The organism is Acetobacter sp. DmW_136 (genome assembly GCF_008690365.1).
GTDB classification, from domain to species: Bacteria; Pseudomonadota; Alphaproteobacteria; order Acetobacterales; family Acetobacteraceae; genus Acetobacter; species Acetobacter oryzifermentans.
In genome coordinates this window covers 1-24,892 of the sequence record NZ_VHON01000007.1, presented here as the reverse complement: position 1 = coordinate 24,892, position 24,892 = coordinate 1, and the positions used below count along the sequence as shown (strand labels likewise).

38 protein-coding genes are annotated in these 24,892 nt (G+C 53.6%); 31 read left to right on the top strand and 7 right to left on the bottom strand.

The window, feature by feature from the left end:
• Positions 1-16: 16 nt before the first annotated feature.
• From FKW31_RS03075 to FKW31_RS03065, 3 genes are read right to left on the bottom strand one after another with little or no spacing between them, the layout of a single operon-like run.
• Entirely contained in the window at positions 17-418 is a 402-nt protein-coding gene (locus FKW31_RS03075) for a hypothetical protein (protein WP_150177633.1), read from the bottom strand.
• Complete coding sequence (locus tag FKW31_RS03070; protein WP_150177631.1) at positions 411-749, bottom strand: hypothetical protein; 339 nt, start codon at positions 747-749, stop codon at positions 411-413. Before FKW31_RS03070 ends, FKW31_RS03075 begins: the two co-directional genes overlap by 8 nt.
• A 26-nt stretch (positions 750-775) precedes the next feature.
• Entirely contained in the window at positions 776-1,174 is a 399-nt protein-coding gene (locus tag FKW31_RS03065) for a helix-turn-helix transcriptional regulator (RefSeq protein WP_150177629.1), read from the bottom strand.
• A 291-nt stretch (positions 1,175-1,465) separates the two neighbouring features.
• Between FKW31_RS03065 and FKW31_RS03060 the strand changes: the two genes are divergently transcribed.
• Positions 1,466-2,260 carry a P63C domain-containing protein gene (locus FKW31_RS03060; protein ID WP_238332729.1) on the top strand — a complete coding sequence of 265 codons (795 nt, stop codon included), beginning with the start codon at positions 1,466-1,468 and terminating at the stop codon, positions 2,258-2,260.
• Between the two features lie 131 nt (positions 2,261-2,391).
• Here the strand turns inward: FKW31_RS03060 and FKW31_RS03055 are convergent, their stop codons facing one another.
• Both FKW31_RS03055 and FKW31_RS03045 read right to left on the bottom strand, forming a co-directional pair.
• Positions 2,392-2,622, bottom strand: a complete 231-nt coding sequence (locus FKW31_RS03055; protein WP_150177627.1) for a hypothetical protein — start codon at positions 2,620-2,622, stop codon at positions 2,392-2,394.
• 507 nt (positions 2,623-3,129) lie between these two features.
• Positions 3,130-3,369 (bottom strand): hypothetical protein, encoded by a 240-nt coding sequence (locus FKW31_RS03045; protein WP_150177624.1) that lies wholly within the window; start codon positions 3,367-3,369, stop codon positions 3,130-3,132.
• A 98-nt stretch (positions 3,370-3,467) separates the two neighbouring features.
• On the opposite strand from FKW31_RS03045, the gene FKW31_RS03040 reads away from it, so the two are divergent.
• The 29 genes from FKW31_RS03040 (at position 3,468) to FKW31_RS02905 (ending at position 21,908) form a co-directional block, all read left to right on the top strand.
• Positions 3,468-3,857, top strand: coding sequence for a hypothetical protein (locus FKW31_RS03040; RefSeq protein ID WP_150177622.1), 390 nt, complete (start codon positions 3,468-3,470; stop codon positions 3,855-3,857).
• Between the two features lie 58 nt (positions 3,858-3,915).
• Positions 3,916-4,149, top strand: a complete 234-nt coding sequence (locus tag FKW31_RS03035; RefSeq protein WP_150177620.1) for a helix-turn-helix domain-containing protein — start codon at positions 3,916-3,918, stop codon at positions 4,147-4,149.
• Positions 4,149-4,421 (top strand): GapR family DNA-binding domain-containing protein, encoded by a 273-nt coding sequence (locus tag FKW31_RS03030; RefSeq protein WP_150177618.1) that lies wholly within the window; start codon positions 4,149-4,151, stop codon positions 4,419-4,421. Before FKW31_RS03035 ends, FKW31_RS03030 begins: the two co-directional genes overlap by 1 nt.
• 2 nt (positions 4,422-4,423) lie before the next feature.
• Entirely contained in the window at positions 4,424-4,783 is a 360-nt protein-coding gene (locus FKW31_RS03025; RefSeq protein WP_150177616.1) for a VRR-NUC domain-containing protein, read from the top strand.
• The gene (locus FKW31_RS03020; protein ID WP_202878717.1) at positions 4,780-5,460 is read left to right on the top strand and encodes a hypothetical protein; all 681 of its coding nucleotides are present in this window, start codon (positions 4,780-4,782) and stop codon (positions 5,458-5,460) included. The genes FKW31_RS03025 and FKW31_RS03020 overlap by 4 nt, the downstream gene beginning before the upstream one ends.
• Before the next feature lie 12 nt (positions 5,461-5,472).
• Complete coding sequence (locus FKW31_RS03015; RefSeq protein WP_063353446.1) at positions 5,473-5,829, top strand: hypothetical protein; 357 nt, start codon at positions 5,473-5,475, stop codon at positions 5,827-5,829.
• Positions 5,830-5,879: 50 nt separating this feature from the next.
• The gene (locus FKW31_RS03010; RefSeq protein WP_150177614.1) at positions 5,880-6,668 is read left to right on the top strand and encodes a hypothetical protein; all 789 of its coding nucleotides are present in this window, start codon (positions 5,880-5,882) and stop codon (positions 6,666-6,668) included.
• A gap of 3 nt (positions 6,669-6,671) precedes the next feature.
• Positions 6,672-7,415 carry a hypothetical protein gene (locus FKW31_RS03005; protein ID WP_150177612.1) on the top strand — a complete coding sequence of 248 codons (744 nt, stop codon included), beginning with the start codon at positions 6,672-6,674 and terminating at the stop codon, positions 7,413-7,415.
• 66 nt (positions 7,416-7,481) lie between these two features.
• Complete coding sequence (locus FKW31_RS03000; protein WP_166443368.1) at positions 7,482-7,715, top strand: hypothetical protein; 234 nt, start codon at positions 7,482-7,484, stop codon at positions 7,713-7,715.
• 1,249 nt (positions 7,716-8,964) lie between these two features.
• Positions 8,965-9,507 carry a hypothetical protein gene (locus FKW31_RS02995; protein ID WP_150177609.1) on the top strand — a complete coding sequence of 181 codons (543 nt, stop codon included), beginning with the start codon at positions 8,965-8,967 and terminating at the stop codon, positions 9,505-9,507.
• A 65-nt stretch (positions 9,508-9,572) separates the two neighbouring features.
• Positions 9,573-9,983, top strand: a complete 411-nt coding sequence (locus FKW31_RS02990) for a hypothetical protein (protein ID WP_150177607.1) — start codon at positions 9,573-9,575, stop codon at positions 9,981-9,983.
• 65 nt (positions 9,984-10,048) lie between these two features.
• Complete coding sequence (locus FKW31_RS02985; RefSeq protein ID WP_150177605.1) at positions 10,049-10,513, top strand: hypothetical protein; 465 nt, start codon at positions 10,049-10,051, stop codon at positions 10,511-10,513.
• The gene (locus FKW31_RS02980) at positions 10,494-11,993 is read left to right on the top strand and encodes a hypothetical protein (RefSeq protein WP_150177603.1); all 1,500 of its coding nucleotides are present in this window, start codon (positions 10,494-10,496) and stop codon (positions 11,991-11,993) included. The genes FKW31_RS02985 and FKW31_RS02980 overlap by 20 nt, the downstream gene beginning before the upstream one ends.
• A complete protein-coding gene (locus tag FKW31_RS02975) occupies positions 11,993-13,510 on the top strand; it encodes a phage portal protein (protein ID WP_150177601.1) in 1,518 nt (505 codons plus the stop codon). The genes FKW31_RS02980 and FKW31_RS02975 overlap by 1 nt, the downstream gene beginning before the upstream one ends.
• A gap of 45 nt (positions 13,511-13,555) precedes the next feature.
• Positions 13,556-14,200: a phage scaffolding protein gene (locus tag FKW31_RS02970; RefSeq protein ID WP_150177599.1), complete on the top strand. Its 645-nt coding sequence runs from the start codon at positions 13,556-13,558 to the stop codon at positions 14,198-14,200.
• A gap of 80 nt (positions 14,201-14,280) precedes the next feature.
• Complete coding sequence (locus tag FKW31_RS02965; protein WP_150177597.1) at positions 14,281-15,675, top strand: DUF4043 domain-containing protein; 1,395 nt, start codon at positions 14,281-14,283, stop codon at positions 15,673-15,675.
• Positions 15,675-15,896, top strand: coding sequence for a hypothetical protein (locus FKW31_RS02960; RefSeq protein WP_150177595.1), 222 nt, complete (start codon positions 15,675-15,677; stop codon positions 15,894-15,896). Before FKW31_RS02965 ends, FKW31_RS02960 begins: the two co-directional genes overlap by 1 nt.
• Positions 15,896-16,285 carry a hypothetical protein gene (locus FKW31_RS02955; protein ID WP_019089335.1) on the top strand — a complete coding sequence of 130 codons (390 nt, stop codon included), beginning with the start codon at positions 15,896-15,898 and terminating at the stop codon, positions 16,283-16,285. The genes FKW31_RS02960 and FKW31_RS02955 overlap by 1 nt, the downstream gene beginning before the upstream one ends.
• A gap of 6 nt (positions 16,286-16,291) precedes the next feature.
• Entirely contained in the window at positions 16,292-16,681 is a 390-nt protein-coding gene (locus FKW31_RS02950) for a hypothetical protein (protein WP_089178514.1), read from the top strand.
• On the top strand, positions 16,641-16,850 hold the full coding sequence (locus FKW31_RS02945) for a hypothetical protein (protein ID WP_019089333.1): 210 nt from the start codon (positions 16,641-16,643) through the stop codon (positions 16,848-16,850). Before FKW31_RS02950 ends, FKW31_RS02945 begins: the two co-directional genes overlap by 41 nt.
• The gene (locus FKW31_RS02940) at positions 16,850-17,038 is read left to right on the top strand and encodes a hypothetical protein (RefSeq protein ID WP_150177593.1); all 189 of its coding nucleotides are present in this window, start codon (positions 16,850-16,852) and stop codon (positions 17,036-17,038) included. Before FKW31_RS02945 ends, FKW31_RS02940 begins: the two co-directional genes overlap by 1 nt.
• Entirely contained in the window at positions 17,038-17,727 is a 690-nt protein-coding gene (locus FKW31_RS02935) for a hypothetical protein (protein ID WP_150177591.1), read from the top strand. The genes FKW31_RS02940 and FKW31_RS02935 overlap by 1 nt, the downstream gene beginning before the upstream one ends.
• Complete coding sequence (locus tag FKW31_RS02930) at positions 17,727-18,773, top strand: hypothetical protein (RefSeq protein ID WP_150177589.1); 1,047 nt, start codon at positions 17,727-17,729, stop codon at positions 18,771-18,773. Before FKW31_RS02935 ends, FKW31_RS02930 begins: the two co-directional genes overlap by 1 nt.
• A 14-nt stretch (positions 18,774-18,787) precedes the next feature.
• On the top strand, positions 18,788-18,994 hold the full coding sequence (locus FKW31_RS02925) for a hypothetical protein (RefSeq protein ID WP_089178518.1): 207 nt from the start codon (positions 18,788-18,790) through the stop codon (positions 18,992-18,994).
• Positions 18,994-20,478 carry a phage tail protein gene (locus tag FKW31_RS02920; protein WP_150177587.1) on the top strand — a complete coding sequence of 495 codons (1,485 nt, stop codon included), beginning with the start codon at positions 18,994-18,996 and terminating at the stop codon, positions 20,476-20,478. Before FKW31_RS02925 ends, FKW31_RS02920 begins: the two co-directional genes overlap by 1 nt.
• Positions 20,479-20,481: 3 nt before the next feature.
• Positions 20,482-20,913: a hypothetical protein gene (locus tag FKW31_RS02915; protein WP_089178520.1), complete on the top strand. Its 432-nt coding sequence runs from the start codon at positions 20,482-20,484 to the stop codon at positions 20,911-20,913.
• On the top strand, positions 20,910-21,233 hold the full coding sequence (locus FKW31_RS02910; protein WP_150177585.1) for a hypothetical protein: 324 nt from the start codon (positions 20,910-20,912) through the stop codon (positions 21,231-21,233). Before FKW31_RS02915 ends, FKW31_RS02910 begins: the two co-directional genes overlap by 4 nt.
• Positions 21,234-21,256: 23 nt before the next feature.
• On the top strand, positions 21,257-21,418 hold the full coding sequence (locus tag FKW31_RS15970) for a hypothetical protein (RefSeq protein ID WP_162870734.1): 162 nt from the start codon (positions 21,257-21,259) through the stop codon (positions 21,416-21,418).
• Entirely contained in the window at positions 21,402-21,908 is a 507-nt protein-coding gene (locus FKW31_RS02905; RefSeq protein ID WP_150177583.1) for a hypothetical protein, read from the top strand. The genes FKW31_RS15970 and FKW31_RS02905 overlap by 17 nt, the downstream gene beginning before the upstream one ends.
• A 6-nt stretch (positions 21,909-21,914) precedes the next feature.
• On the opposite strand, the gene FKW31_RS02900 is transcribed toward FKW31_RS02905, so the two are convergent.
• The gene (locus FKW31_RS02900) at positions 21,915-22,259 is read right to left on the bottom strand and encodes a type II toxin-antitoxin system HicB family antitoxin (protein ID WP_089178523.1); all 345 of its coding nucleotides are present in this window, start codon (positions 22,257-22,259) and stop codon (positions 21,915-21,917) included.
• The gene (locus tag FKW31_RS02895) at positions 22,256-22,510 is read right to left on the bottom strand and encodes a type II toxin-antitoxin system HicA family toxin (RefSeq protein ID WP_089179873.1); all 255 of its coding nucleotides are present in this window, start codon (positions 22,508-22,510) and stop codon (positions 22,256-22,258) included. The genes FKW31_RS02900 and FKW31_RS02895 overlap by 4 nt, the downstream gene beginning before the upstream one ends.
• Before the next feature lie 112 nt (positions 22,511-22,622).
• Between FKW31_RS02895 and FKW31_RS16180 the strand changes: the two genes are divergently transcribed.
• Positions 22,623-24,836, top strand: a complete 2,214-nt coding sequence (locus tag FKW31_RS16180) for a hypothetical protein (RefSeq protein WP_202878716.1) — start codon at positions 22,623-22,625, stop codon at positions 24,834-24,836.
• Positions 24,837-24,892 lie beyond the last annotated feature (56 nt).

Genomic DNA, 24,892 nt, shown 5'->3' with positions numbered 1-24,892 from the left:
AAAACGAGCTTTTAAGTTAGCGATTAAATATCCATGGGAAAAATTTCAGAATGGCTCCAATCAGTGCCACTGCGGCAGAAATCTTTGCAATCCCCGGCAGGGAATCCACTCTGCCTTTAAGCTCAGCCATAGACGAAGCGGTAGCTTTTGCATCTAGGGAGGTTTTGATCGCAACTATATCCGCCCTAATAGGAGACAAATCATCTTTTGTGGAGATACTAGCCTCCATACGAGCAAGCGTGATCTGAATCTCATTCAGAGTGCTCTGGGCGCTATCCATTTTATCTTCAAGTTTAGATACTCGGCGTTCCATATCTGAATCATGTGGCGGCCCACCGCCAGAAGCAAATGAATTTCTACCATTCTGAGATTCAATTCTCTTAATACGCTCCCCGTCCAAATCTATAGTATTAACCATTTTTCTTGATGCCTCTTAAAAATTCTATTGTGTTTAAAAGGCCATCCATCCCGTCATTATACCGTTTTATATTAACTGAATCTTTTTCTAATTCATTGTTATAATTATGAAAATTTCTTATCGTAACCCGAATGGCGTGTAGGCAGCGAGCTGTATCAAATGCTATAGAACTTACGAGCTTCTGTAGCTCCTCAACTGTGAGGTGCGGGGGAATGCCATTGTGTTCGTTGTTTTCCATCATATCTCCCATATTTGTAAATTTTATGCTGCACAGTCGATAATTGCCGCCTTGATGTTCCTGTTTCGTTCTGACATACTGCCCGAATGGCACGGGTAGACAGAATCACTGGCGAAGGGTTAGGCGGCATCGGTATCAATGGCAGCCTGTATCATCGCAAGCGCTATCCGCCTTTGCTTCTCGTTCATGTCTCGCCAGAGCCCGACCCAAGCAGCCTCCTCGGCATTATCGAGAGCCTGCGCAGGCGGGTGCGAAGAAGGAATAAGGTGAGACCCGTCCCTGTCTATGCTGCCGGGGATAAATCCATGCCCATCGAAAGAAACGAAAAAGGGAATGTTATTCGATTGAGCAATCCGGGCGAGGGTGTCCACTTTAGGGCTTCCACTCGTTCCTCGTAAGATATGCTTGATAGCTGACTCGCTTAAGCCTGCGTTCAAGCTTGCCACGCGCGCGGACAGATCGCGCGACTGAATCGCCTCTTCTATAGCTTGAGCTAATGTTTCTGCCTGTTTTTTCATGGGACAATTATGCCCTGAAATCAGTTGGCTTTCACGGGACAAGAATGTCCTTGCTTCTGCGCTTATTTTGGGACATATATGTCTCATGTCGATACGAGATTCACTTCTGAAAGAGATTGAGGCTACTCAGAAAGAGATGTCTCTCTCTGATCGCGCCTTTAGTTTAAGAGCTGGGGTTCATCCGAAATTCATGCAGAGACTTCGTCAGGGGAATGTCACGTTGTCTTCTATGGAGGCCGCCAAAAAATACGTGGCTTCCTTAAGGCGCACTCCTGTGAAGGAGGCAGCCCAATGACTGCCGAGATCATTCCTTTCAAGATTGAGCGGCAGGCTGATGGTGAACTGCGCATCAGCGATGTGGAGCTTTCCAAGCACCTTGGATACTCTTCCGTCCGTGCTTTCAGAAATGCAATTCGGAAAAATCTTGATGATATAAGGAAACTCGACTTTTGCACCACTGCGATGCAAAAGTCCTCTGGCGGCCGCCCCGAAAAAATCTACTGGCTGACAGAGCGGCAGGCCGTCCACATGACTTACCGGGCGGATACCCCGGAAGCGCGTCAAATAGCCATCCTTCTGACCAAGGCTTTTGTTGACCTTCGCCGTAAGACAGAGCGGCATTTGCTACTTCCTGAATTCTTCCGCCTTCAACTGATTAACGAACAGGTGCGCCAGTGGCAGCGGGAATACCCTGCCACGTTCTTTATTGAACTGCATCGTGTCCTTGGCTTGCGCCGCCCAGCAATCGGCAATCACTCTAATTGCTCTCATTTCATCAATCGCTATGTGTACCAATTCCTGTTTGGAGCGCTTGGCTTGGACGCCATACGCAGCGCTAACCCAGCGGATGAGGAGCATGTACGCGCTCACAAGCATCATCAGGTGCTGAGGGAGAAGCATATGCCCCGTCTAAGGCAACATATCGACAAGGTTGGTGCGTTACTCGCCAACGCAGTTTCGATTTCTCATTTTGACGATATGTTTAATCGCTCTTTCCCGTCAGTGGATACGCAAATTGGCTTCATGTTTGCGGAAACTCCGCTGCTGGCTATCTCACGCGTCTCCACACAGGAGGCACGGTCGTGAGTATTGAATTACGCAAATATGCCCTGGAGGAGGCCCGTAAAGCGCTCTGCGATTATTCATATGAACCAGAGGTCCATATATCAGTCGCAGAGGCTCTGCATGAATGGCTATGCAAGAAAGATCAGAAAGCTTTACCGCGCTACTCTTTGTGCCAGCTTCGCGTAGTCGCGCTTGGGTTTGGGGTCACGCTTAAGGGCTTCATCAACCGCATTGGCAGCGTCTTTAAGCGCGGCAGCGATATAAGCCCGGTCAGCGGATCCTTTAATGAAGGATTCTCCGCTAACCTTTCCATCAAGTTGTGCATAAACAAGAAAAACGCTCCAGATCATATCTTCACGGGAGACTGGGACTTCAGTATTCATAAAAAAGATTCCTCTCAAAAAGAAAATACTCGCGGCTCGGAGCTTCCGACTCCCTCACGCACTGAAACGGTAGTCCCAGACGCTCAGACGGTCATGCAGCCTTGTACGCATACCCGTACAGACGGTGGCCTATAATGGCGGCGTGGACTTCGGCGGACGTGAAGATCCTTGAGCGCATGGCAAATGCCGGGGATAGCTGGGAAAAAATCAGCCGCACGCTCAACCGTACGCCGGGCGCTTGCCAATATAAGGCGTGCGCATCTCTGGTTATTTCTGAGGCCGCCAGAAAAAAGCGTTGGGAAGACAGCCGGAAAAAGCAGGGCGAAAAGCTGCGGGGAAGGGCGCATAGGTGGAAAGAGAAAAAAGCCGACAAGGCAAATGCCAAAGGCAACACTGATTCCCGTACGCGCCCCTGCATTCGGTGCGGAATTGTTTTTACGACCCCGCATAAATGCCGCTTTTTGTGCATTAAGTGCAATTCGTATGCGTCTAGTTTGGGCTGGTAAGTTACCCAATGCAAGACGCATCAATCCCCAAACTTCTAGCTACATCCTGTAGCAACAGCACGCGCTGCCCTATGGTAGCGTGGGGGTTGAGCTGCGCCCAGATTATCGCGCTGCGTACAATAGAGTTCCAGATGTATGGTGTGCCAAACGGCAAGTCTGGAACAGCCTCGCAGGCGTTCAGCAAATCGGGGGAGTATGTTCCCCCGAATTCTACAGTTCCAAATTCAGTCTCCCTCTTCATCGTTTCTCCAGTTCACAACCTCAACAATTGTGAATTTGGCAGGGATGAATTCCGTGGAGAGAGAAAAGTTTTCCGTGAGAGCAGAAAGGGGTCACGACATGACGCCTGAAGCTATTGCACGGCAGGTTCAGTGCCAGTTGCGTGAGGTTGTTGACGCAACCGGAGAACGCTCCTGCCTGAAGCAATCGTTCGCTTCCATCGCCCGCAAGACCGGGTTGACGGAAGGGCAAATCAAACGGCTGTTCTATGGGGAATGGAGCGTTATTCCAGCGCACATTTTCCTGAATGTAGAACGGCTTTACCGAAATCATCTGGCGCAGATGCGTGCGCGGTCTGAACATCAGGCCGCCCTGTATCGCGCCAGAAGTGACGAATGGGATCGCAAATGGGGCGACTATTCCTCCAATGGCACATCAGCATCACCCGTTGGCGTGCCTGCCGTGCGCTCAATCGAGCATTCTATTTCCGAGAGCTTGCCCAATGGCTGAATGCCAAGGCGGATCGGTTGCAGGAAAAGGCAGATATTTTGGAGCGGGAGTGTAGAGAATGAAACGCGGGAACAGCATGGATGATGCTGACGTATTCAGGATTGTTGACCGCGCAATCAACAAGGCCGGGTCACAATCCGCCTTTGCAAGCAAGGTTGGAATAACTCGTTCAGCACTCTGCAAGCAACACAATGCCAAAACGGCCAATGGATATACCGACGAAGTGCTTCTCGCAGCCGGGATACAGCGCATCCAGCCGCCTGTAGAATATTACCTGATGGATGAAATCTGATGTCTGAATTTCCAAAAGATCACAATGAAACAGCCGATGTTGGCGGCATTGCTGCAGATCGTCTGCGGTCCATTATTGAGCGCGTTGAGCGCTTGGAAGAAGAGCGCAAGGCTCTATCCGGCGATATCAAGGATATCTTTACAGAAGCAAAGTCTGCCGGGTTCGATGTGAAAGTGATCCGCCAGATCATCCGCCTACGCAAGCAGGAACCGGTTGAGGTCGAGGAGCAGGAAACCTTGCTCGACGTGTATCGGCGTGCATTGGGAATGTAACTATGGCTCAGCACGAAGAAGATAAGCTGCACACATTCATCTGGAAGGCGTTGCAGTTTATGCTGCCAGATGATGCTGTTGCGTGGAGCAATGAAAATCGCCAGTGCGGGCCGCGAGAAGGGTTTCGGCGGAAGCAGCGCGGTTGTGTGCCGGGCGTCCCTGATATGGTGGTGAACTGGAAAGGCAGGCCGCTTTATATCGAGATCAAGACGCCTAAGGGGACGATCTCGAAAGTGCAACGGGATATGCACAAGCGTTTAAAAGCTACAGGTGCGCCCGTAGCCGTCTGCCGGTCTCTGGAAGACGTTATGTATTTTCTGGAAACGCATGATGTGCCGCTGAAAGCTGCGGTGATGGCATGAAAATCCTGATCGGCTGCGAATACAGCGGTATCGTGCGCGATGCGTTTATAGCGCGGGGGCATGACGCAATGTCGTGTGATCTACTCCCAACGGAACGTCCTGGGCCGCATTACCAAGGTGATGTTCGGGATGTGTTGGATTATCCGTGGGATATGGCAATTTTCCATCCGCCCTGTACAGACCTCTCTGTGTCTGGAGCGCGACATTTTGCCGCCAAGCGCATGGATGGGCGGCAGCATGCCTCAGTTTCGTTTTTTATGCGGTTGGCAAAATGCGGTATCCCGAAAATAGCAATCGAGAACCCGGTCTGCATTATGTCCACCCTGTGGCGCAAACCGGACCAGATCATTCAGCCGTGGGAATACGGACATGGGGAGACAAAGGCCACATGCCTGTGGCTTAACGGTCTCCCGTTACTGAGGCCCACTAATATCGTTCCCGGTCGTGAGGCTCGCATTCACAAGATGCCACCCTCTGCTGACCGGGGGAAACTCCGTTCACAGACGTATCAGGGTATTGCGGATGCAATGGCGGAACAATGGGGAGGTGATTGGAAAACATCACCATTATTCCAGCAGATTCCGCACCGCATAGAGTACCCAACGGGGCGCAAACCTGCTAACATGACGAAGGCCGCTGGTTCGGGGGAACCGGGCGGCCTTCTGACCAATTCTTGAAAGCACCAAGTAATGGCTATATCCGCTTGTACCAAAGAAAAACAAAAAATGCCAGATGCTATAAATGGCGAGCGCCCAATATGGGTTGATGGTAAAAAATTTTATGCAGCCCTAAAAGAGTGCTCGATTGAAACCGCTGGATGCGTCCCCGGTCTCTTGGGTTATGGAAATAACGGGCCGTTTGAGTGGGATGCTTACAGCATCGCAATATTTTTAAACGGCGGTAAAGATGGCCCTGTAACGGCAGAGAAAATGGAAAGCCTGCGTCCAGAGCTGGAGCGATTTTTTGCGCCAGTTCGGGGCGGAAAATGGCTTGCGCCTAGCGCCGAATTTTTCTGCATAAATGATCCATATAGCGAGGTGAACTGATGGCCCGTATTCGTAGTGTTCACCCCGGCCTTTACACGGATGAAGCGTTTATGACGCTCTCTATGGCTGCGCGGGTTTTAATTGTTGGGCTGTGGGCTCATGCTGATGATGGCGGCGGATTTGAGTGGAAGCCACTTGTCCTGAAAGCGCGTATTTTCCCGGCTGACAACATAGACCTAGATCCCATACTGACCGAGCTTGAGGAGAATGACGTCATAAAAAAGTATGACGTGTCCAGTAAGAGTTATGGAGCGATACGCAACTTCGGTAAGTGGCAACGCCCTCAAAAGCCAAAGCGGTTTGTGCCCATGCCTAAACCAGTACGAGAATACTGCCAGTCAGAAGCCGTCTGCCCGGATAAAGAAAATGATAGCGGTAATAACCAAGTACGCGACGAGTATAATACCGGTACGCAACCAGTCATCGACCAGTCATCAAATTCTTCCGCAGAAGGTAGGAAGGTAGGAAGGTATGAAGGTAATAACTCTCTTACGCTTCGCTCCAGAGAGTCTGACGCGCCTTCGACGCCCAAAGCCGAACAATCGAGCCAGCGAGGCTCCCGCCTACCGCCGGACTGGCGACCCACGGACGAAATGCGATCGTTCGCCCTGAGCCTGTTGCTGAACCCCACGGACGTTGGCGAGCAGTTTCGGGATTACTGGATTGCCCAACCCGGCGCCAAGGGTCGGAAATCGGATTGGGAGGCAACGTGGCGGAATTGGTGCAGGCGTGAGGCCGAGAGGGTGCCGAAGCGGACGGCTGCCCACGCTCAACAGCCATCGCGGCACGACCGCGTTCGAGACGCATGGGCCAATGTGCCCGACATTCCGGGAGTTTGACCGATGACCGCAATTTCGACACTCACACCCGCAGCCGTTTGCCAGCCTAGCCCCGACCTGAGCGTGCTACTCGATGCCGTCCGCAACAGCGTGCCTCTGTTGGCCCGTGACCTGACGCCGCAGCGCATTTCCGAGGCGCGGCGCATCGCGGCTGTTGCGCTCCAGCCTGCTGACCCGGTGCTGATTGCCGCATGGCTGAAAAAACTGGCTGTGCTGGTTGTCAACGGGCCAGATGAGGCGCGGGCACGTCAGCAGGCTGAGGCGATGGTTGAGGTTTGCGGAGATCTGCCAGCAGCCGTGTGGTGCCCCGAAGCGCGTAGGGCATGGGCTCGCTCTGGTGAGCGTGGGAAATTCTGGCCTGCCCCCGCTGAACTTTACGCCCACCTGCTGCCGTTCGCTGAAAAAATCCGCTGGCAACACCACGCAGCCCGCAAACTGGTGGAGATGGCCGAGGCTGCCAAGGAAGCGCCACAGCGCCGCACGCCAGAGGAGCGTGCCGCCGTTGAGCGTGCCGTCAACGCGTGGAGGGGACGCCAGCCTGTGCAGCCCAAGGATGCCGTGCGGCGGATGCAGCCAGATCAGCCGAGCCTACACCAACGCATCGCTGAGTGTCGCCGCCAGCTCGAAACGGCGGATGAGACGGCCCGCGCTTGGTTGGAGCCGTTCATCGCAAACCTAGAGGCACAGCATGCAGCGATATGCACGAAAGAGCCACGAGGCTTCGCGCACAGCACGGTTTCACCTTGATTACGATAAATGACCGCATTGAGTGTTTGAACGCGCTATGCGGGCAATGTGGGGGATTTTAGGGGTATGTCAAAAGTTAAAGATTTTCCGATGATAACCGTCAGGGTGCAGCCAAATAGAGGCCGCTCTCATGTGTTGTGGTCGGTTGAAACGATGGATGGAACGCGTGCAAATGGAGTTGCTTACAGCCCTGTTGACGCTATGAAAGACGCGGCAGCATTTGTTGAGGCTATGTCTATGCCGCGGCTGGGCGGCCATTTCCGCAAGCGTGAATTGCGCGTTGTGGATGGTGGGAAGTGAAGTGCCAACTGGGTGCAGCAAAAATTCTGCTGGTAGGCGGCCCGCTGGACGGCGAATATCGGAGCCTGCCGTACGCATCAACCATATACGTTGTCAGGGTTAATCCTGCGATAGGGCCGCGCAAGAGGGGCATTTATGAGCTGGAGGTTGAGACGCTGGACGGCGGTGAGTTTTATTTTCAGGGGTGGGAGGATCTGAATGATGGGGATCGCAGGCTATGACCTAATCGGCTGGGACGAATGGCCGACAAACCGGCGCGAAACTACACAGGAAACGCGCAACGATCTGCCGCCCGTCCATGAGCCAGAGCCGGGGTTGCTAGACGAAGAAATCCTTCCCCTGCGGGTTGATTGGATGAGGGGGTCGGGGAGGGCTTCATAGCTCTCCCTGAGGAGTGCGTCGTTCTTCCCAGCCCTTTGGCAGGGGATGTTCAAGGCGAAATTTGGCTTGCACCTCTAGCCATTCAGCGAGGTTGTTAGGGATTAACTGTTTACCTTTCGACCACCGTTGAACCGTAGTATTGTGAGCACCTAGTATTTCGGACAGCTTGCGCATAGATAACCCCAGAATATCTAGGCATTCGTTAAACCGCTCGGGTGTCACAGGTAGTTCACTCCGAAATAAAACCCGAGAGATAGCCCGATAAGAGCGGCAAGAACGAAAATGACTGATAGCTGTTTATTGCTCATGGTCATGCCAAAATCCTTTACATGGATCGGTGAGGGGCCGAAGCCCCTCGAGTTGTTAGTGATGTTTGAGAAGTTTTCCGATTACCGCGCCAAAGGCAAGAAATGTTGTTGCTATGGTGCAGGCGGTTTGAATAATCGCCATGATGTAAATCTGGTCTTTTTTCTTCATTAAGGAACCCTTCCTTTTAACCGTGTAGCACATTGCTTTCGGTATGTGTTCATTATGACCACATTAAAGATGATTGGCAACGCCTTTTTTGATGTATTTTGCGTTTATTTTCCCTGTACTTTTTGAGCGGTTTGTGATTCTGTTGAGGCATGAAATGGCATGAAAACCTCCCAGATTTTCTCAGGCCCGGTAACGTAGAGATTTACACTCCGCCAATTAATTGGGACGTAGCTTGCGCGTTGCAGAATGTGCGGGCTGGCGTGCCGTTGACCGAGGCGCAACAGGAGTTGGTCAGAAATGCGAACAACTGACCGCACGCCACCTCGTATCGTGATAGGCCTGTGGCTGGCGCTGGCTGTTTTTGAAATTTTTGCAGGGATTGGTGGATAAAATGCAGACGGCAAAACCGCACTATATTATCCCGCGCGCACAGGATAATGGGCCCACGCCTGAGCGGGCAGTTAAATCCGTTTTCACGCGCGGAAATCCGCCGCGCGTCCTGACGACAGTGCAATCATTGCTCAATGCCGGGGATATCAGCCAGGACGACGCAAACGCAGGTGAGCGCTGGTATCGGGATTATATTTTTGCGTATGAGGGGATCATTGAGTTTCCGGATAACCACGTGTCCGATACTACCGTGCGGCATGATGCGGTTTCATGGAATGTCACGCGGGCTGTGGCGCTAGATCGGATTTTAGACGTGCGTGATGCCCTCGGTGAGCGCGCTAACCAGATTCTGCGGATGATGCTCGTGGATGAGTTAAGTTTTCGGCAGATAGGAGAGACGTTTTTCCCGCGCCTGAACGCCACCGTGGCTCGCGGGAAAATGTCCGCACAATGCAGCATGCTGCTCCAGCAGCTTTCAGGATTTTATCAGATGCAAAAGCGGCGCAAAGAAAAGACTTGTACCCCGCATGCGGTTTCTGTATAAACCTAATCACGATGCAATAATTGTATTAACAGCCGCCACGTGCGGCTTTTTCTTTGCCCGGACAAATGCAGATACTCCAGCGTGGCGACATCGTGCGTTTCAAGCGCCGTGATGCTCTGTGTGTGGGTATCATGTCTGGGCTGTCGCTACTTTGCGACATCATGCCCGCAACAGAAAATATATGGCACCGTGCAGACTTGCTGCTGTCGATGCTGGAATGCGCAAACGCCGGGCTCCGTCCTGACGTGCGCATCAGGTGTTGGCCACGGTTTGGATTGATGCGGGGGAATGTGTCTGGGCGAGCCCCCAACGCTCTGTTGATTGCAGTCGATGGGCGCGTTCAGCGCGAGGCAATGTTGCGGCAGTTTGAAAACAGTTTCGGGGCGGATATCCTTAACGATGTAGCGCGCATCGCAATCCTGCTCTCTCTAACCGTTGGCTCCCGTGAATTAGGTTTTGGTCAACGGCATGGGTAAAACGTACCGCCTTAAATTAGCAGCGTTAAGACAGGAAGCGCATTTTCCATTCTGGAGTGTTGGATATGGCCGGACAAAAGGGGCCGGTTAAAAAACTGCCGGGGCGTCCTACGAAATACAGTGATGAACTTGGCGATATTATCTGCGCAGAGATATCTGAGGGAAAGAGCCTGCGCTCTATATGTGAGCGGGAGGGCATGCCGTGCCGTCTTACTGTTTTTAGATGGCTGCGCGAATATCAAGGGTTTTGTAACCAATACGCGCATGCGCGCGAGGCTGCGGCTGATTGGTTTGCCGAAGAAATTATCGATATTGCTGATAAGGCAAGGGACAAAGAAGACGCACCAGCCATCAAGGTGCGGGTTGATGCCCGGATATGGGTCGCCTCCAAGCTACGACCAAAGATTTACGGGAACAACTCTCGCCAAGAACTGAGTGGCCCAGACGGCGGCCCGATTGAAGTGAAGGGCGGCGGTGTTTCCGGTTTGCTCAACGCGGCACTAAAGGAAGATGGCTCTAACTCAGACTGATATTGCTGATTACCGCAAACTGCGCGGTATTTGGCGTACTGATCCTGTTTTATATGCCCGGCAGCAATTGGGGCTGAACCCGACCACGCAACAGCGTCAGTTGCTGGAGGCCATTGCGCCGCCCGGGGCCAAGGTGTCGGTGCGGGCTGGTCATGGTGTCGGCAAGTCGGGCTCCACTTCTGCGGCAATCTGGTGGCATCTGGTATGTTACGAATACTGTCGCATTCCATGCACGGCCCCAACGGCATCGCAGCTTTACAATGTGCTTTGGGCAGAGCTTTCCAAGTGGGGGCGTCGGTCTGAAGAGCGGGCGCGTGCAGATGGGCTACCGGAAGAATTGTGGCTGGCAAACCTGTTTGACCGCAATCAGGACAGGATATCCGACAAGGGGCAGCCTGCCGAGTGGTATGCTGTTGCGCGCACAAGCCGCCGGGAATCTCCTGACGCGTTGCAGGGCTTTCATGCCTCTGACGTGCAGATCACGGATGATAACAGAGCGGTAGAGCGTTCAGCGTCTGGTGGCTCAATCATGTTCGTGATTGAAGAAGCCAGCGGCGTTCCTGACGAGATATTCGAGGTTGCGGAAGGTGCACTTTCTTCTCATGGCGCACGCCTGCTCATGGTTGGAAACCCAACGCGCAACACAGGCTTTTTTGCACGTTCCCAGAAGCAGGACAGGGCGCTTTACACAGCACTTCACTTTCGCTGCTCTGACAGCCCGTTGGTTGACCCCAGCTATCGCGCCAATTTGGTGCGTAAGTATGGGGAGGGTTCAAACGTTGTTCGCGTGCGTGCTGATGGGGATTTCCCCAAGCAGGACGACGATGTTCTGATTCCGCTGGAAACGGCAGAAGCTGCGCTTGCGCGTGAACCAGCGAACGGAAAATACGAGCGCAGGCTGGGTGTGGACGTTGCCCGCTTTGGTGACGACAGAACAACATTTGTCCTGCGCGAAGGCCCGCGCGTTGAGAAAATAGAAATCAGGGCCAAGCAGGATACGATGGCTACCGCTGGTATGTCGGCAGATTTCTTTCGCCGCTGGAAGGCTGACAGCATTTACGTTGATGTTGTTGGCGTGGGTGCTGGCGTTGCTGATCGGTTGCGTGAACAGAAGCTGCCGGTCGTAGATGTGAACGTGGCCTGCCGCGCACCTGATGAGGTTGTTGCGGAAGACGCCAAGCCCGCAAAACTGCGCGATTATCTCTGGCTGCAGGTGGCCGCATGGTTGCGCACTGGTGATGCCTCCATTCAGGCGGAAAGCAAGGATAACGCAGAGGATCTGGCCGCCGAGCTTTCAACGGTTCGGTATGGTTTGGACAGTTCCGGCAATCTGCTGGTGGAAAGCAAGGACGCCATGAAAAAGCGTGGCCTGCGTTCTCCAGATATTGCCGATGCTTTGGGGCTTACTTTCGCACCGGGGCCGATAGTTAAAGCACCGGCCCGCTTCGTAACAAATAAACGGTTCTCACTGAGTAGATAATGGACTGGCAGGAACTACAGAAAACAATTCTGGTGCCGCAGCAGGTATCTGCGCGGGCTAAGAGGTTGCTGCGTCTGTCTGCTGTGCGTGATGGCACGATGTATGACGCGCTGCCATATCCATTTTCGGAAGAGTGGAATAACAATGAGTATATTCCACTCTCTCAGCGTAGGCCGTCTGTGCGTTCGCATCTGTGTGCGGTTGTAGTTGAGGATGCGGCCAGCCTGACATTTGGGGAAACACATTGGCCTACACTGAAATGTGAGAATTCAGACACTGCCGATGCGCTCTCTAGAATTACGAGAGAATGTCAATTACCTGCGGTTCTGATGGAAGCTGTTCTTAAGGGATCGATTGGTTCAGTTGCGGTGCTAGTTGAGGCTGTTGGCGGCGCTTTATCGGTCTCTGTGCTGGATACGCCATATCTGGAACCTGAATGGGACGCTAAAGGTGATTTAGCGCGGGTTGTCAGCCAGTATCTCATTAAGGGCCATCAGGTGCGCGCTCTGGGGTATGACGTTCCAGACGGTAGTGATGGGATTGATTACTGGTATCGGCGGGAATGGACGCGAACCGCAAGCAGCGTTTATAAGCCGTGGCCTGCTTCTAGCGATGCCAATCCGGAAATAGATGCAGAGCGTAGCGGGCCGCCGCATGGTTTGGGTTTCGTGCCGATTGTGTGGGTGCGCAATCTAACCCCCCCGAGTAATGATCCTGATGGGGTGTGCACTTTTGAGCGCGCGATTGATACGGTTATTGAGGGTGATTACCAGCTTTCACAAGTTGGGCGTGGCCTGAAATATTGCTCTGACCCTAAGCTGGTGATTACTGGTGTGGGAGGCGATACATCTGGGAATGATGGCGCTCCAGCTAGCGAAGGTGGCTCTGCGACGGCAATTGTTCTACCGGAGAAAGCCAGCGCGAAAATGCTGGAGATCAACGGCAGCTCTGCTGGTACTGTGATGGAATACTGGCGCGAATTGCGTGCGCTGGTTCTGGAAATCCTGCACGGTAACAGGGCGCATGCTGATAAGATCAGTGCTGCGCAATCTGGCCGGGCTATGGAGATGATGTGTCAGTCGCTTGTGTGGCTCGCGGATCGGATGCGTCTGTCCTACGGCGAAGGCGCGTTGCTTTCGTTGTATCGGATGATCTGCGATTTTTCTTTGGCCATTGAAGGCGGTATCCAGATTGATGGCGAGCGCATCACACTGGATGATGCAGGTTTGGCGCTGGAATGGCCTCCGTATTTTCCTGCTACAGATGGCGAAATTTTGCAGTTGTCGCAGGCTCTTGTGACAGCGGTAAAGGGCGGCATTCTCTCAAATGAGAGTGCATGTTCGATATTTGCTGCAAAGTCTGGCTGCGCAGACCCGGCTACGGAGTGGGGGCGGGTGCAGGCAGAACTGCAAGACCCAACAATACAGGCTGCTCGAAGCGCGGATGCGTCAGAGATTAAAGTTGTGCGCACGGCAGCGGGTGTTGGGAAAACAGATACGCATCAGGTTACGGCTTGATGCTCCCGGCTGATGCCGGTGTTTCAATCAAAAAGTGAGAGACTGATGTCCGATAATGCAAACCCGGCCAATGCTGGGAACGGTGGCGCTGATCCTAACACGCCGCGTGAATTGGCGCGAGCGCGTGCCGACCTTGTGACTGTGCGTAACGAGCTTAAGGCTGCGCGGGAAGATGTGGATGCAGTGCGTGCTGAGCGTGATGCGGCCATTAAAGCCCGTGATGGTTTCAAAGGGCAGCTTGCGCAGCAGAAGTCCGATTTTGAAGGCAAGCTGGCCGAGGCGCAACAGGCCGTTGAAGCGGCTAAGACCGAAGCACAAACGGCAGTTGCGCAGTCCAAGGCACAGGCGGATCAGGCTGTCATTCGGGCAGAAGCCAAGGCGCTAGCAACCAAGCTGGGCGCTGTTTCTCCCGATGATGTAGTGCGCCTGATTGATCTTTCTGAGGTCAAGATGGGCGAAAATGGGCAGGTCGAAGGGCTGGATGCTGTGATGGACGCAGCAAAAGAAAGCCGTGGCTATCTGTTCACGCAACCTGTTGAGCCCGGTACCAAAACCGGCACCACCAAAACGGCACCAGACCCCAAGCCGGGTAAGGCCGAACCGTTTGATGCGCGTAAGGCAACGCCAGAAGAAGTGGCGGCCAACGCACTAGCGGCTGGGCTTAATCCCAAACTTTTCAAAACATCCTAACCGACTGCCGATGCAGTCTCGCCCAGCGGCTGATGCTGCGGGCGCTGTAGCAATTACTCTGCAAACAGTGAGATAACGAAATGGCAATCGCCGATTTCCCCGCAGTACTACAACCTATTATCCAGCAGGGCTTTCTAGCTCGTGCGTTTGAGGCAAGCCTTGAATCCAAACTTGGCTTCCGCTCCATTGCTGATCGCATGGATTTCCCTGCCCGTATCGGTCAAACGATTACGGACACGCGACGTGGTTTGCTGGCTCCAGTTGAAGCGCCGCTGAATCCCGCCTCCAACACCAATTTCGATAATGGTATGTCTCCCACCGAATGGTCTGTGGAGCAGTACACTCTGGAGATTGCGCAATTCGGCAACACGATGGATCTCAATCAGGTCACGGAAGGTGTCGGGATTGCGAACCAGTTTGTCCAAAATGCGCAGGTTTTAGGTATTAACGCCCGGCAGTCCCTTGATCGTCTTGCACGCAACTCCCTGTTCGGTGGAGCGATTGGCGGCGTTGGTGGTTATCTGGGTGGGAATACCCGTGTAACCACAGCACTTGCAGCGGCGGGCACAACCATTCAGGTTGACGATATTCGTGGCTTCCAGCGCGTCATGAATGATATGGGGCAGGTTATTCCGGTTTCCGCAACCAGCGGTATGACCGTTACCATTGGCTCCGGTTCTTACACGCTAACTAATGTTGCGGCAGACGCAACAAACGTCAGCAAGGCACCAGGCGGAATTTCAGGCACACTGACGTTCTCTGGCAATGTTGCGACAACTGACGCGACAGAGAATGTCGCTGTGGTTGCGGCAACTGCGCCGCTTGTGCTTCGTCCGAATGGCCGCGCAACAACAGCAGCTCTGCTGGCATCTGGTTCTAAGGACGCCAACGGCAATGTGGCGACAGGTGATTACCTGACCATTGACACCATGTTGGGGGCAGTCGCTGCGTTGCGTAACAACAATGTCCCAACGATTGACGGCTGCTTCAACTGTTTCTTGGACAATTCCCAGCTTCTTGGTTTGTTCCGCGATCCCGACTTTAAGCTGTTGTATCGTGGTCAGTATGGATCTGATGAATATCGGACGGGTCAGGTGTTCGAACTATTGGGCATCCGGTTTATCCCGACCACTGAGGCCCCGCAGCAGGCATCTTTGGGGCAGGGGCAGATTCACCGCGCTATCATTTGCGGCGCTGGGGCGCTGATTGAGGGCGACTATGCCAACATGGCACAGGCTTATGCCGATCTTCCGGGTGAAGTGGAGCATATTGACGATGTGTTGATGGTTACCCGTCCGCCGTTGGATCGGTTGGGGCAGATCATTGCGCAGTCGTGGTCGTGGATTGGTGGGTTTGCTCTGCCAACCGACCTGACTGCCAATACGACGATCATTCCCACGGCGACCAACAGCTACCTGAAGCGTGGCGTGGTGATTGAAAGCCTTGGCGCAACATCTCTGGGCGCTACGGCCTGATGAGCCAAGCGCGGCGTGGGGCGGCTAAACCAGCCGTTCTTCCTGCGCAGGACGAGAAGAAACCCGCTCCTGTGCAGGCTGTGCGGCTTCTGTGGCCTTTTGGCTTCATTGAGGAAGAATTCAATCGTGGCCGGTTCGAATGGAGCGCAGGGGAGGTTGTGAGTAACCCTGCGGAAATAGAACTGCTGCGTTCTCGTGGAGCGCCGCTGGAGACAGCATAATGGCAGATGCAACCGACCCTTTGACGGATGATGAACTTGTAACGGTACGCCGCTTCATGGGCTATCCCGCAATGGGCGGCATCAATAGCAGCCAGCAGTCTTGGCGCTTCTTTCGGGTATATGGCTTCAATGAATGGCGCCTGCGCAACCTCGCTGATGCCGAAGTCGCACAAGTGCGACAATATGTGAAAGACATTGCCAGTTTGGAAACGGCCATTCTGACTGCCAGTGACAATCTGGATACGGATCAGGCTGCTGTGTGGACGCACAACAAGAACGAAGTGCAGGACAGGATGGGCCTGTTTAATCGGTGGCGGCGGCAATTGTGCCAGTTTCTTGGTGTGCCGCCGGGCCCCGGCCTGCGTTCTGCAAATCGCGTGGTGATCTGAGGGAATATGACAACCAACAAAGTTCCGCCCCAGAGATGGGCACGGGTAGAAAATGGCGTTGTGGTGGACATCCGTTCAATTGACGTAGGAGAGCCTGCGCCGTGGAGGGATGGGCGCGCTATTCGTGTGACTGGCGTCCCGTGTGAAATTGGATTTATCGTAGACCATCATGGGAATGTGGCTCCACGAAATGGGGGGCGTACTTTATCCGAAGGTGAGGCTGCATACAGCGCGCCACGTGGCATTCCTGCGCCTCCATCTGGCGCGGTGTCTGTAGCTCTGGCGGCTGCAAACGTTCATTTATCTGAAGATGAAGAACGGCAGGAAGCTGAGCACGCAAAGCAGGAGGCAGGTGATGGCCAAGCTGACAACAGCACGCCGCAACCGGCTGCCTAAAAGTGCATTCGCTTTGCCCGGTTCTCGGCGTTACCCGATTGATACGAAAGCGCGTGCGGCCAACGCCAAAGCAAGAGCTACGCAGGAAGTGAAAAAGGGCAACCTTTCACCCTCCACCGCAGCCAAGATCAAAGCAGCAGCCAATAAGGTTATTCGGAAGAAGAAGTGATGGCAAAAGCTCCCAGTCGTCCGACAAGCATGAATGCGTATCTGCGTTCGACGCAGGACAAAAAAGAAGACCGGTTTATGTCCGATTTAACAGGCATGACGATGCGGGATTTCAAGAAAACACCGCAGGCCCGCTCTATTGATCGTGATGTTGTGGCCCTGAACCGGCAGCGGGCAAACCGTAAATAATGGATCAGGCACGCCTACAGGCCAAGGTCGCCAAGGGTTACGGTAAAGCAGCACAGCGTGTTGGCGCGTTAACCACGCAATATCGGCCCATAGACCTTATTGATCCCATGGGCGCAGCAGCGTATGCGGCACTGTTTGCCGACTTTGCCTCTGATGCAGTATTTTCGTTCAAGAGACCGCCGCTTTGGGATAAGCCTACGGCTTTCGGGTTGTTCGATACGACCGATGTGCGGGCGGGTGATATTCTTGTTGCGCCTATGGGAACGTATTTCGTGGCACGGTTTGAGCCGTTTCGTCCAGCCGTGTGTGTTCTGACAAACCGTACTGCCAGCTTTACAGCAACAGGCCAGAGTGGGTCTGGCGTGACTGATGGCAGCTCAGGCGATGTTTGCACGCTCGCTGGTTATCAGGATGGATATAACGGTCAATCCTCTGACGGCTCTGGCTTGGTTGAGGCGTCTGGGTGGCCAGTAAGCATTATCCTGAAAAACAAGGGCGAGCGTGTTTCTAGTGGATTACCCGGTAATTTGCGTTCCGGTCAGTTTGAGATGCTTGCGCCTATTATTCCCGGCTTTACGCCACGGCCCTACATGACGGTTACAGATGATATGGGCACGGAATATACGGTTGATGCTGTGGAACTCTCGCAATATGGCAACCGGCTCATGATTTCGGTGAACCAGATTTAATGGCTGATGTTGGCACAATTTCTAAGGCTCTAGCCTACACCATAGCGCAGATATTGTATCCCAATGGTATTGGCGCGGGTGTTTCGCCGTTAACTGGTAGGCGTACGATTGTGCGGCGTGGGTGGCTGAATAATGCTGATTACACTGGCGCGTGCAGTATCAAGAATGGCATCGATTATGTGGGGGTGACGGCTTATTCAACAGCTTACCGCCAGATTGCCGAGCCTCTTGGTTGGCCATGGCGCGAAGGTGCGGTTAGCCCCTGCACTGTCACACTTGCAGCATCTGGCAATCAGGCCACTGCCAGTATTGCAAGTGGGTCTACGCCCAGTGGCGTTGTAGGGCTGCGCGTCATTCCAGATCGAAGCGGCCTGATCCCTGACAAAACCAGCGTAGCCTATGCCGTACAATCTGATGATACGCCGGAGTTGATTGCCCAATCTTTGGCTGGATTGATTGATGGAGCTTACGCCAGTGGGGCCACTGTAATCGTGCCCAACGCAGCTGTGGTGGAAGTGGCCACAGCAGGATATGGCCAGATTACACGCGTAACGCGCAGGCAGGAGCAGCTTTTCACAGTCTCCATTTTTACGAATGGAGGTAATGCGCGTGACATCTTGGGAAGCGCGTTGGATGCGGCGCTTTCTGCGCAGTCTTGGTTGGCCACGTTGGATGGGCAAAACGCTCTGATGCAGTTTGCTGGGGCCAGCGATGCAGACGCGATGCAGACTAGCAGCATTTTCCGGCGTGATTTCCGTTTCAAGATCACGTTCGACACCCTCAATATGCAGACAGCCGCGCAGATGATGTTTGGTGTGGGTTTGGCTCATACGGCAACTGATGTTGGCGTGGTGTTGCATACGTTTGGTGATGTGCCGGGCAGTGTTGGGGCTATTAGCACTGACGATATGGGCACATTTTACAAAGATGCAGCCGGGAACATTATATTCGCGGTTGAGCAGCCCTATGCGGGGTTAATGCTTAATCAGGCTGGCGATGTTGTCCTGCAGGACGCGGCCACCAATCTTGCCGGGCAACCGGCTTAAATCAGCGAGACAATATGACGGATACACAGGGAAGCGCGCCCGCTCAGCCGAGCGCGAAAACTGCTGTCGTGCCTGCTACACCCAAGCAGGGGGGCACGCTCTATCGCGTAACGCAACCCGGATATGGGTATGCGGTAGGCGCGACCATTTCAGATCCCAATGAAATCAAAAAGCATGGCGTAGATATCCGGCGCTTTGCTGTGCCCGTTGGAGGCGTGTGATGGCAAAAATTTACCAGCAAGGCGCGTTGAATACGACTTCTTTGAGCGTGCCTAATGTGTATGTTCAGATACAAGCGCCCGTAACGTTGCTGAATGGCGTTTCATCCAGTCGTATTGGCGTTGTTGGCACGGCCTCGTGGGGGCCGGTTAATACGCCTGTCGTGGTTGGTGGGATGCCAGATTATTTGCTCGTATTTGGAGCCAAGCAGGCATTGGCCACGGATATGGGGGTAAACGTCAATATTGGCGTGTATCAGGGCGCTTCTGACTTTCGTTGTGTGCGTGTGACTGACAGTACGGATAAAGCCGCTACGGGCACGCTTTCCGGCGCTACGATTACGGCGGTTTATACCGGTACGGCAGGGAACGCGATTACTGCTGTGCTGTCACATAGCACGATTAACGCGGCTTTGTGGACATTGAGCGTAACGCATGGCGTGTTGGGAACGGGCACGTATCAGGGCACGACATGGGCCGAGATTGTTGCGGCGGTAAATGCTGACGCATCGTCTCTGGTTGTCGTTACAGGCGGTACGACCCTTGCCGCTGGTAATGTTACGCTTACGGGTGGTGCAGACGGTAGCACTCCCTCAGCAACAACCTTCATAGGCACCGACGGCACATCTCGCACGGGTATGTATGCGCTGCGCAATCAGGGGTGTGCTATCGGCCTGTTGTGCGGCCTGTCTGATACGACATCATTTTCTGCACAGATTGATTTTGGGCTAGGCGAGGGGCTGTACATGGTTGCAGCCTTGCCATCGGGCACGAGTGTTTCTGCGGCTGCTTCTGCCCTTTCTGGAGCGGGTGCTGACAGCTACGCCATGAAGGTGATGCACGGCGACTGGATTTGGTGGGATGATGACACTAACGGCAATATGCTGGTGTCTCCCGCCGCATTTGCAGCAGGTTTGCTGGCAGCCCTTTCTCCCGAACAGTCAACGCTGAATAAGAAGCTTTACGGGGTCATTGGCAGCCAGAAGGCGGGTTTAACCAGTTCTGGAACGCTGCTTTCGTATTCTGATGCTGAGTTGTCGGCTCTGTTTGGGTCTGGGATTGATGTGATTTGTTACCCAGCACCGGGCGGGAACTATTGGGCAGTGCGCGGCGGCATTAACTGCTCCACATCTGCGGCGGTGAATGGCGACAATTACACGCGCCTGACCAACTATCTGGCGGAGACGTTCGCCACAGGTATGGGGACATATATCGGGCAGACGATTAACTCTGATTTGTTCATCAGCATTGAAGCAACGCTTCTTGGTTTTCTGTCCAATATGCTGACGGAAGGTGTTCTTGGTAGCACTGATGGTAGCACTCCGTATTCGGTCGTGTGCGACACCAGTAATAATCCGGATAGTCGTATAGCCCTTGGTTATGTGCAGGCCGATGTGAAGGTTAAATACATGGGCATCCTGCGTTACTTCATCGTTAATTTGCAGGGCGGTCAGGGTGTGACTGTCACTGTCGCTTCTGGGGGCTAAGAAATGGCTACCAACCCATACAGTATTGGCCGGAATTGTCGGCTGACCCTTCTTTGGGCAGGCACCCGTATTGATCTGCGCGATGTGACCGGATTTACAGCCAATCAGGAAACCACAACCCAGCGCGCCGATCCGCTGAACAGCACGCCTGTTGAATTTGCAACGCCTAACGGCTGGCGGGGTAGCTTTACGATTGCCCGCGCCAACCGTGCCGTTGATGATTTGATTGCTGGGATTGAAGAAGGGTTTTGGTCGGCTGGCACGATTAATTCCGGCACCATTTACCAGTATATCAGCGAGCCAGACGGCAGCACTTCAAAGTGGCAGTTTAGCCAAGTAGGGCTTTCACTTTCCGCTGGCGGCACATGGCAGAAAGAGGGGATTGTTTATCAGACCCTCAGCTTCTTTTCTCCGATCAGGACTAAAATTTCATGAGCATTCCAGCAGAAGTTAAAACAGCAGCAGGCAAAACTCTTTCCCTAAAAGAAATTGATCCGGGTAACATGCTGGATCTTATTGAAGCCGCAGGCTCTGCCATGAGTTCTCAGTCCGCTGGTGCATGGCTGGGGTATGCGCAGATGATTTGTTCTGTCACCGCCATTGATGGCGTGCCTGTGCAGATGCCAATCACGAAAGACGAAGTGAAAGAACTTGCCAATGATATCGGCAATGATGGCGTAACTGCGCTGATGCCGATTTTTTACGGCAAGAAAAATGCCAGTACCGCTGAGGAAAAGGCCGCAGCAAAAAACTGAGTGAGCACCCCATTTTTAGGGAAATGCTTTTTCTCGTTCAAAATGGGGTGCCGTGGGATGTTTGCGGAACATGGAGCGATAAACGCAGGTTGGCCGCCTGCGTTGCTCTGCGCGAAATGCGTGGAGAAACGTTTGATTGGGAAGCGATGATGTTTATTGAGGTGCCAGATGGTGCGGCAGTTTAAGACCATTGAAGGCTTTATCGGCCATATGGCCACCAGAGCTGCGGCGGTGGATGTGGCCGTTCATCGTGGGGTGGAGGAGGGCGCGGCTCTTATACAGCGTGATACGAAAGAACAGATAGGCCATTACCTGGACGGCCCTGAGCCCGGTTTGCCGACTGCCCCACTGGCGGATAGTACCGTGGATGAGCGTATCAGGTTAGGCTTTACACCTGATGATCCGGGGTTACGAACAGGCGATATGCGTGAGAGCTACGGCATACGCATATCTGAGTCTGGGCCAGTGGTGCATGCCTCTGTTGGTTCTGACGACATTAAGGCGATGGTGTTTGAGTTGGGGCGCATGGAGCAGAAAAATTACCAGCCGCCCCGCCCGGAACTTTCCGTGGCGGCTTTTCGGAATGAACACAAAATCGTACGGCGCATTGGGGCGCTGGCTGCTAGGGCAATGACCGGGTTGCCTTTGCCAAACCGCCGAGAAGGGGATGAGTGAGCCGGTTTAACGCGTAAGAACTGGCTTGGCGGCTTCATTGAGGGCTGCCTCAGCCCATTGGTTCATGCTCATACCTTGCAGCTCTGCTGCAATGGCAGCGCGGGCGTGAACCTCTGGAGAAAGGCGAAGCATGACTTTGCCACTATAAGGTTTTTGCGGGTCTTTACCGATTTCTGAGCAGGTGCTGATATAATCATCAACAGCTTCCTCAAACGCGGCCCGCAGTTTTTGAACGCTTTCACCTTCGAAAGTGATGACATCCTGAATGCCCGCAATGCGACCGGCAAAGACGCCATCTTCCGCAGAAAACTCAACGCGGGCATGGTAGCCTCTATAAGCCATTCCGCTCATGGTGTTACTCCTAAGTTGGTCAAAAAGTCCCGCACGGCACGGACTTGGTATGCCTTTGCTTCCTTGTGCGGGTGGGGGCGATGAACTGCCAGAACCTGCTTGCGGCAGACGAACTTCACGCGAGAACCATTACCTTCCATCACTGTGCAGCCAACGGCCACCAGAAGGGCTTCAATATCCATCCAGTTTAGGCTTGTGCTCACTGGGTTGGTGAAGATGGCTTTCAGGAGGCGTTCTTGCTTGCGGTTCATGATATTATAATGCGCTATCATCAAAAGAAATGCAAGCAAAATATGATATCATAAATACGGCATGATGTTCCCCAAAAATGAGACTCTGGACGCTCTCCAGTAGGAAAGAAATATGACTGTTGAAGCCTATAAAATCGGCGTCTCGCTCGTCGCGGATGCCACGCAGGTTGTTGGCCCTGTTGGTGAAATGATCCGTGCATTGGGGCAACTGGCATCTGCTCAGAAAGACGCGCAGATGGGCTTCAACAACATGGTTTCGTCTCTGGGCGGTGCGCGGCGGCTGACCGCTGGTATGGCCTCGGACATGGAGCGTGCAGCACGTGCAGCGCGCACGATTGCCTCGGCATCTTCTAAATTCCGTGTGCCTGTTGCTCCACAAACTGGCGAGAGCGGCGGGGGATTTGCGCCGTTTGTTTCGCCTGCGCCCTCTGGCCGTGCGCGTGCGGTATCTCCTATTCCGCCATCGGCTACCCCAATTACGGATGCAGGCGGCTCTTACGTCTCTCCATATTCTGCGGCAGCTATGAATGTGCCGGGGGCTCCTGTTCCGCTATTGCCGCCCCCGCAAACTGGAACCGCGCTTATTCCGCTGCCGGGGCAGGGCGATAGTATGGGGAATACGCCCAACTTTCGGCGGCGCGACAATCCCGCTGATTATCGCCCCAACTGGACGCAGAGCGAACCTGCCCCCGGCACGGCGCTTATTCCGTACCCGGGAAACCTGCGTATGGATGGCAAGTGGATGGGCGGCAACCAGACCTATGGGCCGTGGAAGCCGATTTCTAATGCACCTGCTGGCTCACCCGCTGCGCAAATGGCCGAGCGTGGCGCAACCATAGCAGCCGCAGCACGTCTGCCCCATTGGGTGGGGCCTCTAGCCGCTTATGAGGGTGCGCATAGTGTGGCGCACTTTGCCGCGAACGGGTTTGATCAGGCTGCGGGGTATGACCAGACATTCCGAGGAATGAGTGGTGACCCGGTGGCTGTGCAGAATATGGGGGCCATTCAGGCAATTGCACAGCAATCCATGAAGGACAATCCATTCCTTGCGCCTAATGATGCTGCTCGGATTGCGCAGGAAGCGTACGAATTATCAGGCGGCGAAATGGGAGAGTCGCCACACATAGCAAGACTTTTGAACCGCGTAGATAAGTCCTTTTTGTTGCTGGGTAAGAGCCCAGAAGACGCAATGCGTGAAAGTATTGCGTTCATCCGTGCACAAGATATTTCCAATAGGTTTTACGACAAGAAAACAGGTCAGTTTTCGCTGGACCGCGCAGAAAAAAGCACGAATACAGCGTTAGCTATGGTTATCGCTAATCGTCAGTTCATGCGCGGGCAGAACTTCCTAGCATTCGCTAAGTCAGCTGGCGCGGCAGGAATGCGTATGTCCGATGAAGGAATGCTGAATATGGCGCACTTTATCGACGTGAACCCAGCGAATGCAGCTACGGCCGTTAAATCTTTTGAAGATTTATTTCTCGGCAATCACACCCGTATGAGAGATAAGGACTTCGCGTATTTTAGTCAAAAGAAGTTTGGGCTGATTGGTCGTGGCGGTCAGTTTGTTGACCAACAAATGCTTGCGGAAGATCCGATTGGATGGATTGCGCACCATTTATCACCTTTGGTCAGAAAAAATCCCGAATTAGTTGGATATTTCCAGCGTATGAACATTCAGGGGTTGGCTAATGAAACAACCGGGGCGGAAGGAAATATTGCTAGGCAGGCCGCCGCAGTAAGGCGCACGGATGCAGCAAGAACACTGGATGCCTTAGCGAAAGGCCCAAAAGCTGCCCAGTTAGCTATGGATACTTCCTTCGAACGCCTTGAGTTCACTATAGGCCGCATTACACAAGGGCCGTTTGTAAAGTCCATCAACTTACTGACCCAAACCTTTAACGGCATGGCAGACTTTGCGGAGAAACATCCCGACGATATCCGCATGTTTGCCAACGATGTTTATATGCTGCTGAAGGTGATTACGGGCATTGGTAGCATGATCGGGAAAGTTATGGATACCTTGCCCGGGTGGGCTAGGCACTTAATTGAGTCTGGCGCGGCTGGTGCTGCAACAGGCGCTGCGGCAGGGTCTTTCATCCCGGGATTGGGGACGGCGCTTGGTGCGTTCGGCGGTACGATTTTGGGAATTGGCGCAGGCGGTGTGTACGATTTTGATCTGCGCATGGATCGTAAATTAAACGTAACCCCAACAGGCGCATGGACGCCCCCCGTGCAAATGCGAACCCAACCTGCGGCGGGTCAGGAAGGTGACACGCATGTGTCTGTTTACCTAGGCTCAGGACCTATTAATTTATTGAACTGAGCGAGACGTTGTGATTCACAGGCTTACCAATGGAGGTGAGGCTGTGAGTGAGTTGT

Excerpts from the sequence above, each read along its gene's own strand:
- FKW31_RS03075 (WP_150177633.1), bottom strand. The coding sequence starts at position 418 with ATGGTTAATACTATAGATTTGGACGGGGAGCGTATTAAGAGAATTGAA.
- FKW31_RS03065 (WP_150177629.1), bottom strand. The coding sequence starts at position 1,174 with ATGAAAAAACAGGCAGAAACATTAGCTCAAGCTATAGAAGAGGCGATT.
- FKW31_RS03060 (WP_238332729.1), top strand. The coding sequence starts at position 1,466 with ATGACTGCCGAGATCATTCCTTTCAAGATTGAGCGGCAGGCTGATGGT.
- FKW31_RS03055 (WP_150177627.1), bottom strand. The coding sequence starts at position 2,622 with ATGAATACTGAAGTCCCAGTCTCCCGTGAAGATATGATCTGGAGCGTT.
- FKW31_RS03045 (WP_150177624.1), bottom strand. The coding sequence starts at position 3,369 with ATGAAGAGGGAGACTGAATTTGGAACTGTAGAATTCGGGGGAACATAC.
- FKW31_RS03040 (WP_150177622.1), top strand. The coding sequence starts at position 3,468 with ATGACGCCTGAAGCTATTGCACGGCAGGTTCAGTGCCAGTTGCGTGAG.
- FKW31_RS03035 (WP_150177620.1), top strand. The coding sequence starts at position 3,916 with ATGAAACGCGGGAACAGCATGGATGATGCTGACGTATTCAGGATTGTT.
- FKW31_RS03030 (WP_150177618.1), top strand. The coding sequence starts at position 4,149 with ATGTCTGAATTTCCAAAAGATCACAATGAAACAGCCGATGTTGGCGGC.
- FKW31_RS03025 (WP_150177616.1), top strand. The coding sequence starts at position 4,424 with ATGGCTCAGCACGAAGAAGATAAGCTGCACACATTCATCTGGAAGGCG.
- FKW31_RS03020 (WP_202878717.1), top strand. The coding sequence starts at position 4,780 with ATGAAAATCCTGATCGGCTGCGAATACAGCGGTATCGTGCGCGATGCG.
- FKW31_RS03015 (WP_063353446.1), top strand. The coding sequence starts at position 5,473 with ATGGCTATATCCGCTTGTACCAAAGAAAAACAAAAAATGCCAGATGCT.
- FKW31_RS03010 (WP_150177614.1), top strand. The coding sequence starts at position 5,880 with ATGACGCTCTCTATGGCTGCGCGGGTTTTAATTGTTGGGCTGTGGGCT.
- FKW31_RS03005 (WP_150177612.1), top strand. The coding sequence starts at position 6,672 with ATGACCGCAATTTCGACACTCACACCCGCAGCCGTTTGCCAGCCTAGC.
- FKW31_RS03000 (WP_166443368.1), top strand. The coding sequence starts at position 7,482 with ATGTCAAAAGTTAAAGATTTTCCGATGATAACCGTCAGGGTGCAGCCA.
- FKW31_RS02995 (WP_150177609.1), top strand. The coding sequence starts at position 8,965 with ATGCAGACGGCAAAACCGCACTATATTATCCCGCGCGCACAGGATAAT.
- FKW31_RS02990 (WP_150177607.1), top strand. The coding sequence starts at position 9,573 with ATGCAGATACTCCAGCGTGGCGACATCGTGCGTTTCAAGCGCCGTGAT.
- FKW31_RS02985 (WP_150177605.1), top strand. The coding sequence starts at position 10,049 with ATGGCCGGACAAAAGGGGCCGGTTAAAAAACTGCCGGGGCGTCCTACG.
- FKW31_RS02980 (WP_150177603.1), top strand. The coding sequence starts at position 10,494 with ATGGCTCTAACTCAGACTGATATTGCTGATTACCGCAAACTGCGCGGT.
- FKW31_RS02975 (WP_150177601.1), top strand. The coding sequence starts at position 11,993 with ATGGACTGGCAGGAACTACAGAAAACAATTCTGGTGCCGCAGCAGGTA.
- FKW31_RS02970 (WP_150177599.1), top strand. The coding sequence starts at position 13,556 with ATGTCCGATAATGCAAACCCGGCCAATGCTGGGAACGGTGGCGCTGAT.
- FKW31_RS02965 (WP_150177597.1), top strand. The coding sequence starts at position 14,281 with ATGGCAATCGCCGATTTCCCCGCAGTACTACAACCTATTATCCAGCAG.
- FKW31_RS02960 (WP_150177595.1), top strand. The coding sequence starts at position 15,675 with ATGAGCCAAGCGCGGCGTGGGGCGGCTAAACCAGCCGTTCTTCCTGCG.
- FKW31_RS02955 (WP_019089335.1), top strand. The coding sequence starts at position 15,896 with ATGGCAGATGCAACCGACCCTTTGACGGATGATGAACTTGTAACGGTA.
- FKW31_RS02950 (WP_089178514.1), top strand. The coding sequence starts at position 16,292 with ATGACAACCAACAAAGTTCCGCCCCAGAGATGGGCACGGGTAGAAAAT.
- FKW31_RS02945 (WP_019089333.1), top strand. The coding sequence starts at position 16,641 with ATGGCCAAGCTGACAACAGCACGCCGCAACCGGCTGCCTAAAAGTGCA.
- FKW31_RS02940 (WP_150177593.1), top strand. The coding sequence starts at position 16,850 with ATGGCAAAAGCTCCCAGTCGTCCGACAAGCATGAATGCGTATCTGCGT.
- FKW31_RS02935 (WP_150177591.1), top strand. The coding sequence starts at position 17,038 with ATGGATCAGGCACGCCTACAGGCCAAGGTCGCCAAGGGTTACGGTAAA.
- FKW31_RS02930 (WP_150177589.1), top strand. The coding sequence starts at position 17,727 with ATGGCTGATGTTGGCACAATTTCTAAGGCTCTAGCCTACACCATAGCG.
- FKW31_RS02925 (WP_089178518.1), top strand. The coding sequence starts at position 18,788 with ATGACGGATACACAGGGAAGCGCGCCCGCTCAGCCGAGCGCGAAAACT.
- FKW31_RS02920 (WP_150177587.1), top strand. The coding sequence starts at position 18,994 with ATGGCAAAAATTTACCAGCAAGGCGCGTTGAATACGACTTCTTTGAGC.
- FKW31_RS02915 (WP_089178520.1), top strand. The coding sequence starts at position 20,482 with ATGGCTACCAACCCATACAGTATTGGCCGGAATTGTCGGCTGACCCTT.
- FKW31_RS02910 (WP_150177585.1), top strand. The coding sequence starts at position 20,910 with ATGAGCATTCCAGCAGAAGTTAAAACAGCAGCAGGCAAAACTCTTTCC.
- FKW31_RS15970 (WP_162870734.1), top strand. The coding sequence starts at position 21,257 with ATGCTTTTTCTCGTTCAAAATGGGGTGCCGTGGGATGTTTGCGGAACA.
- FKW31_RS02905 (WP_150177583.1), top strand. The coding sequence starts at position 21,402 with ATGGTGCGGCAGTTTAAGACCATTGAAGGCTTTATCGGCCATATGGCC.
- FKW31_RS02900 (WP_089178523.1), bottom strand. The coding sequence starts at position 22,259 with ATGAGCGGAATGGCTTATAGAGGCTACCATGCCCGCGTTGAGTTTTCT.
- FKW31_RS02895 (WP_089179873.1), bottom strand. The coding sequence starts at position 22,510 with ATGAACCGCAAGCAAGAACGCCTCCTGAAAGCCATCTTCACCAACCCA.
- FKW31_RS16180 (WP_202878716.1), top strand. The coding sequence starts at position 22,623 with ATGACTGTTGAAGCCTATAAAATCGGCGTCTCGCTCGTCGCGGATGCC.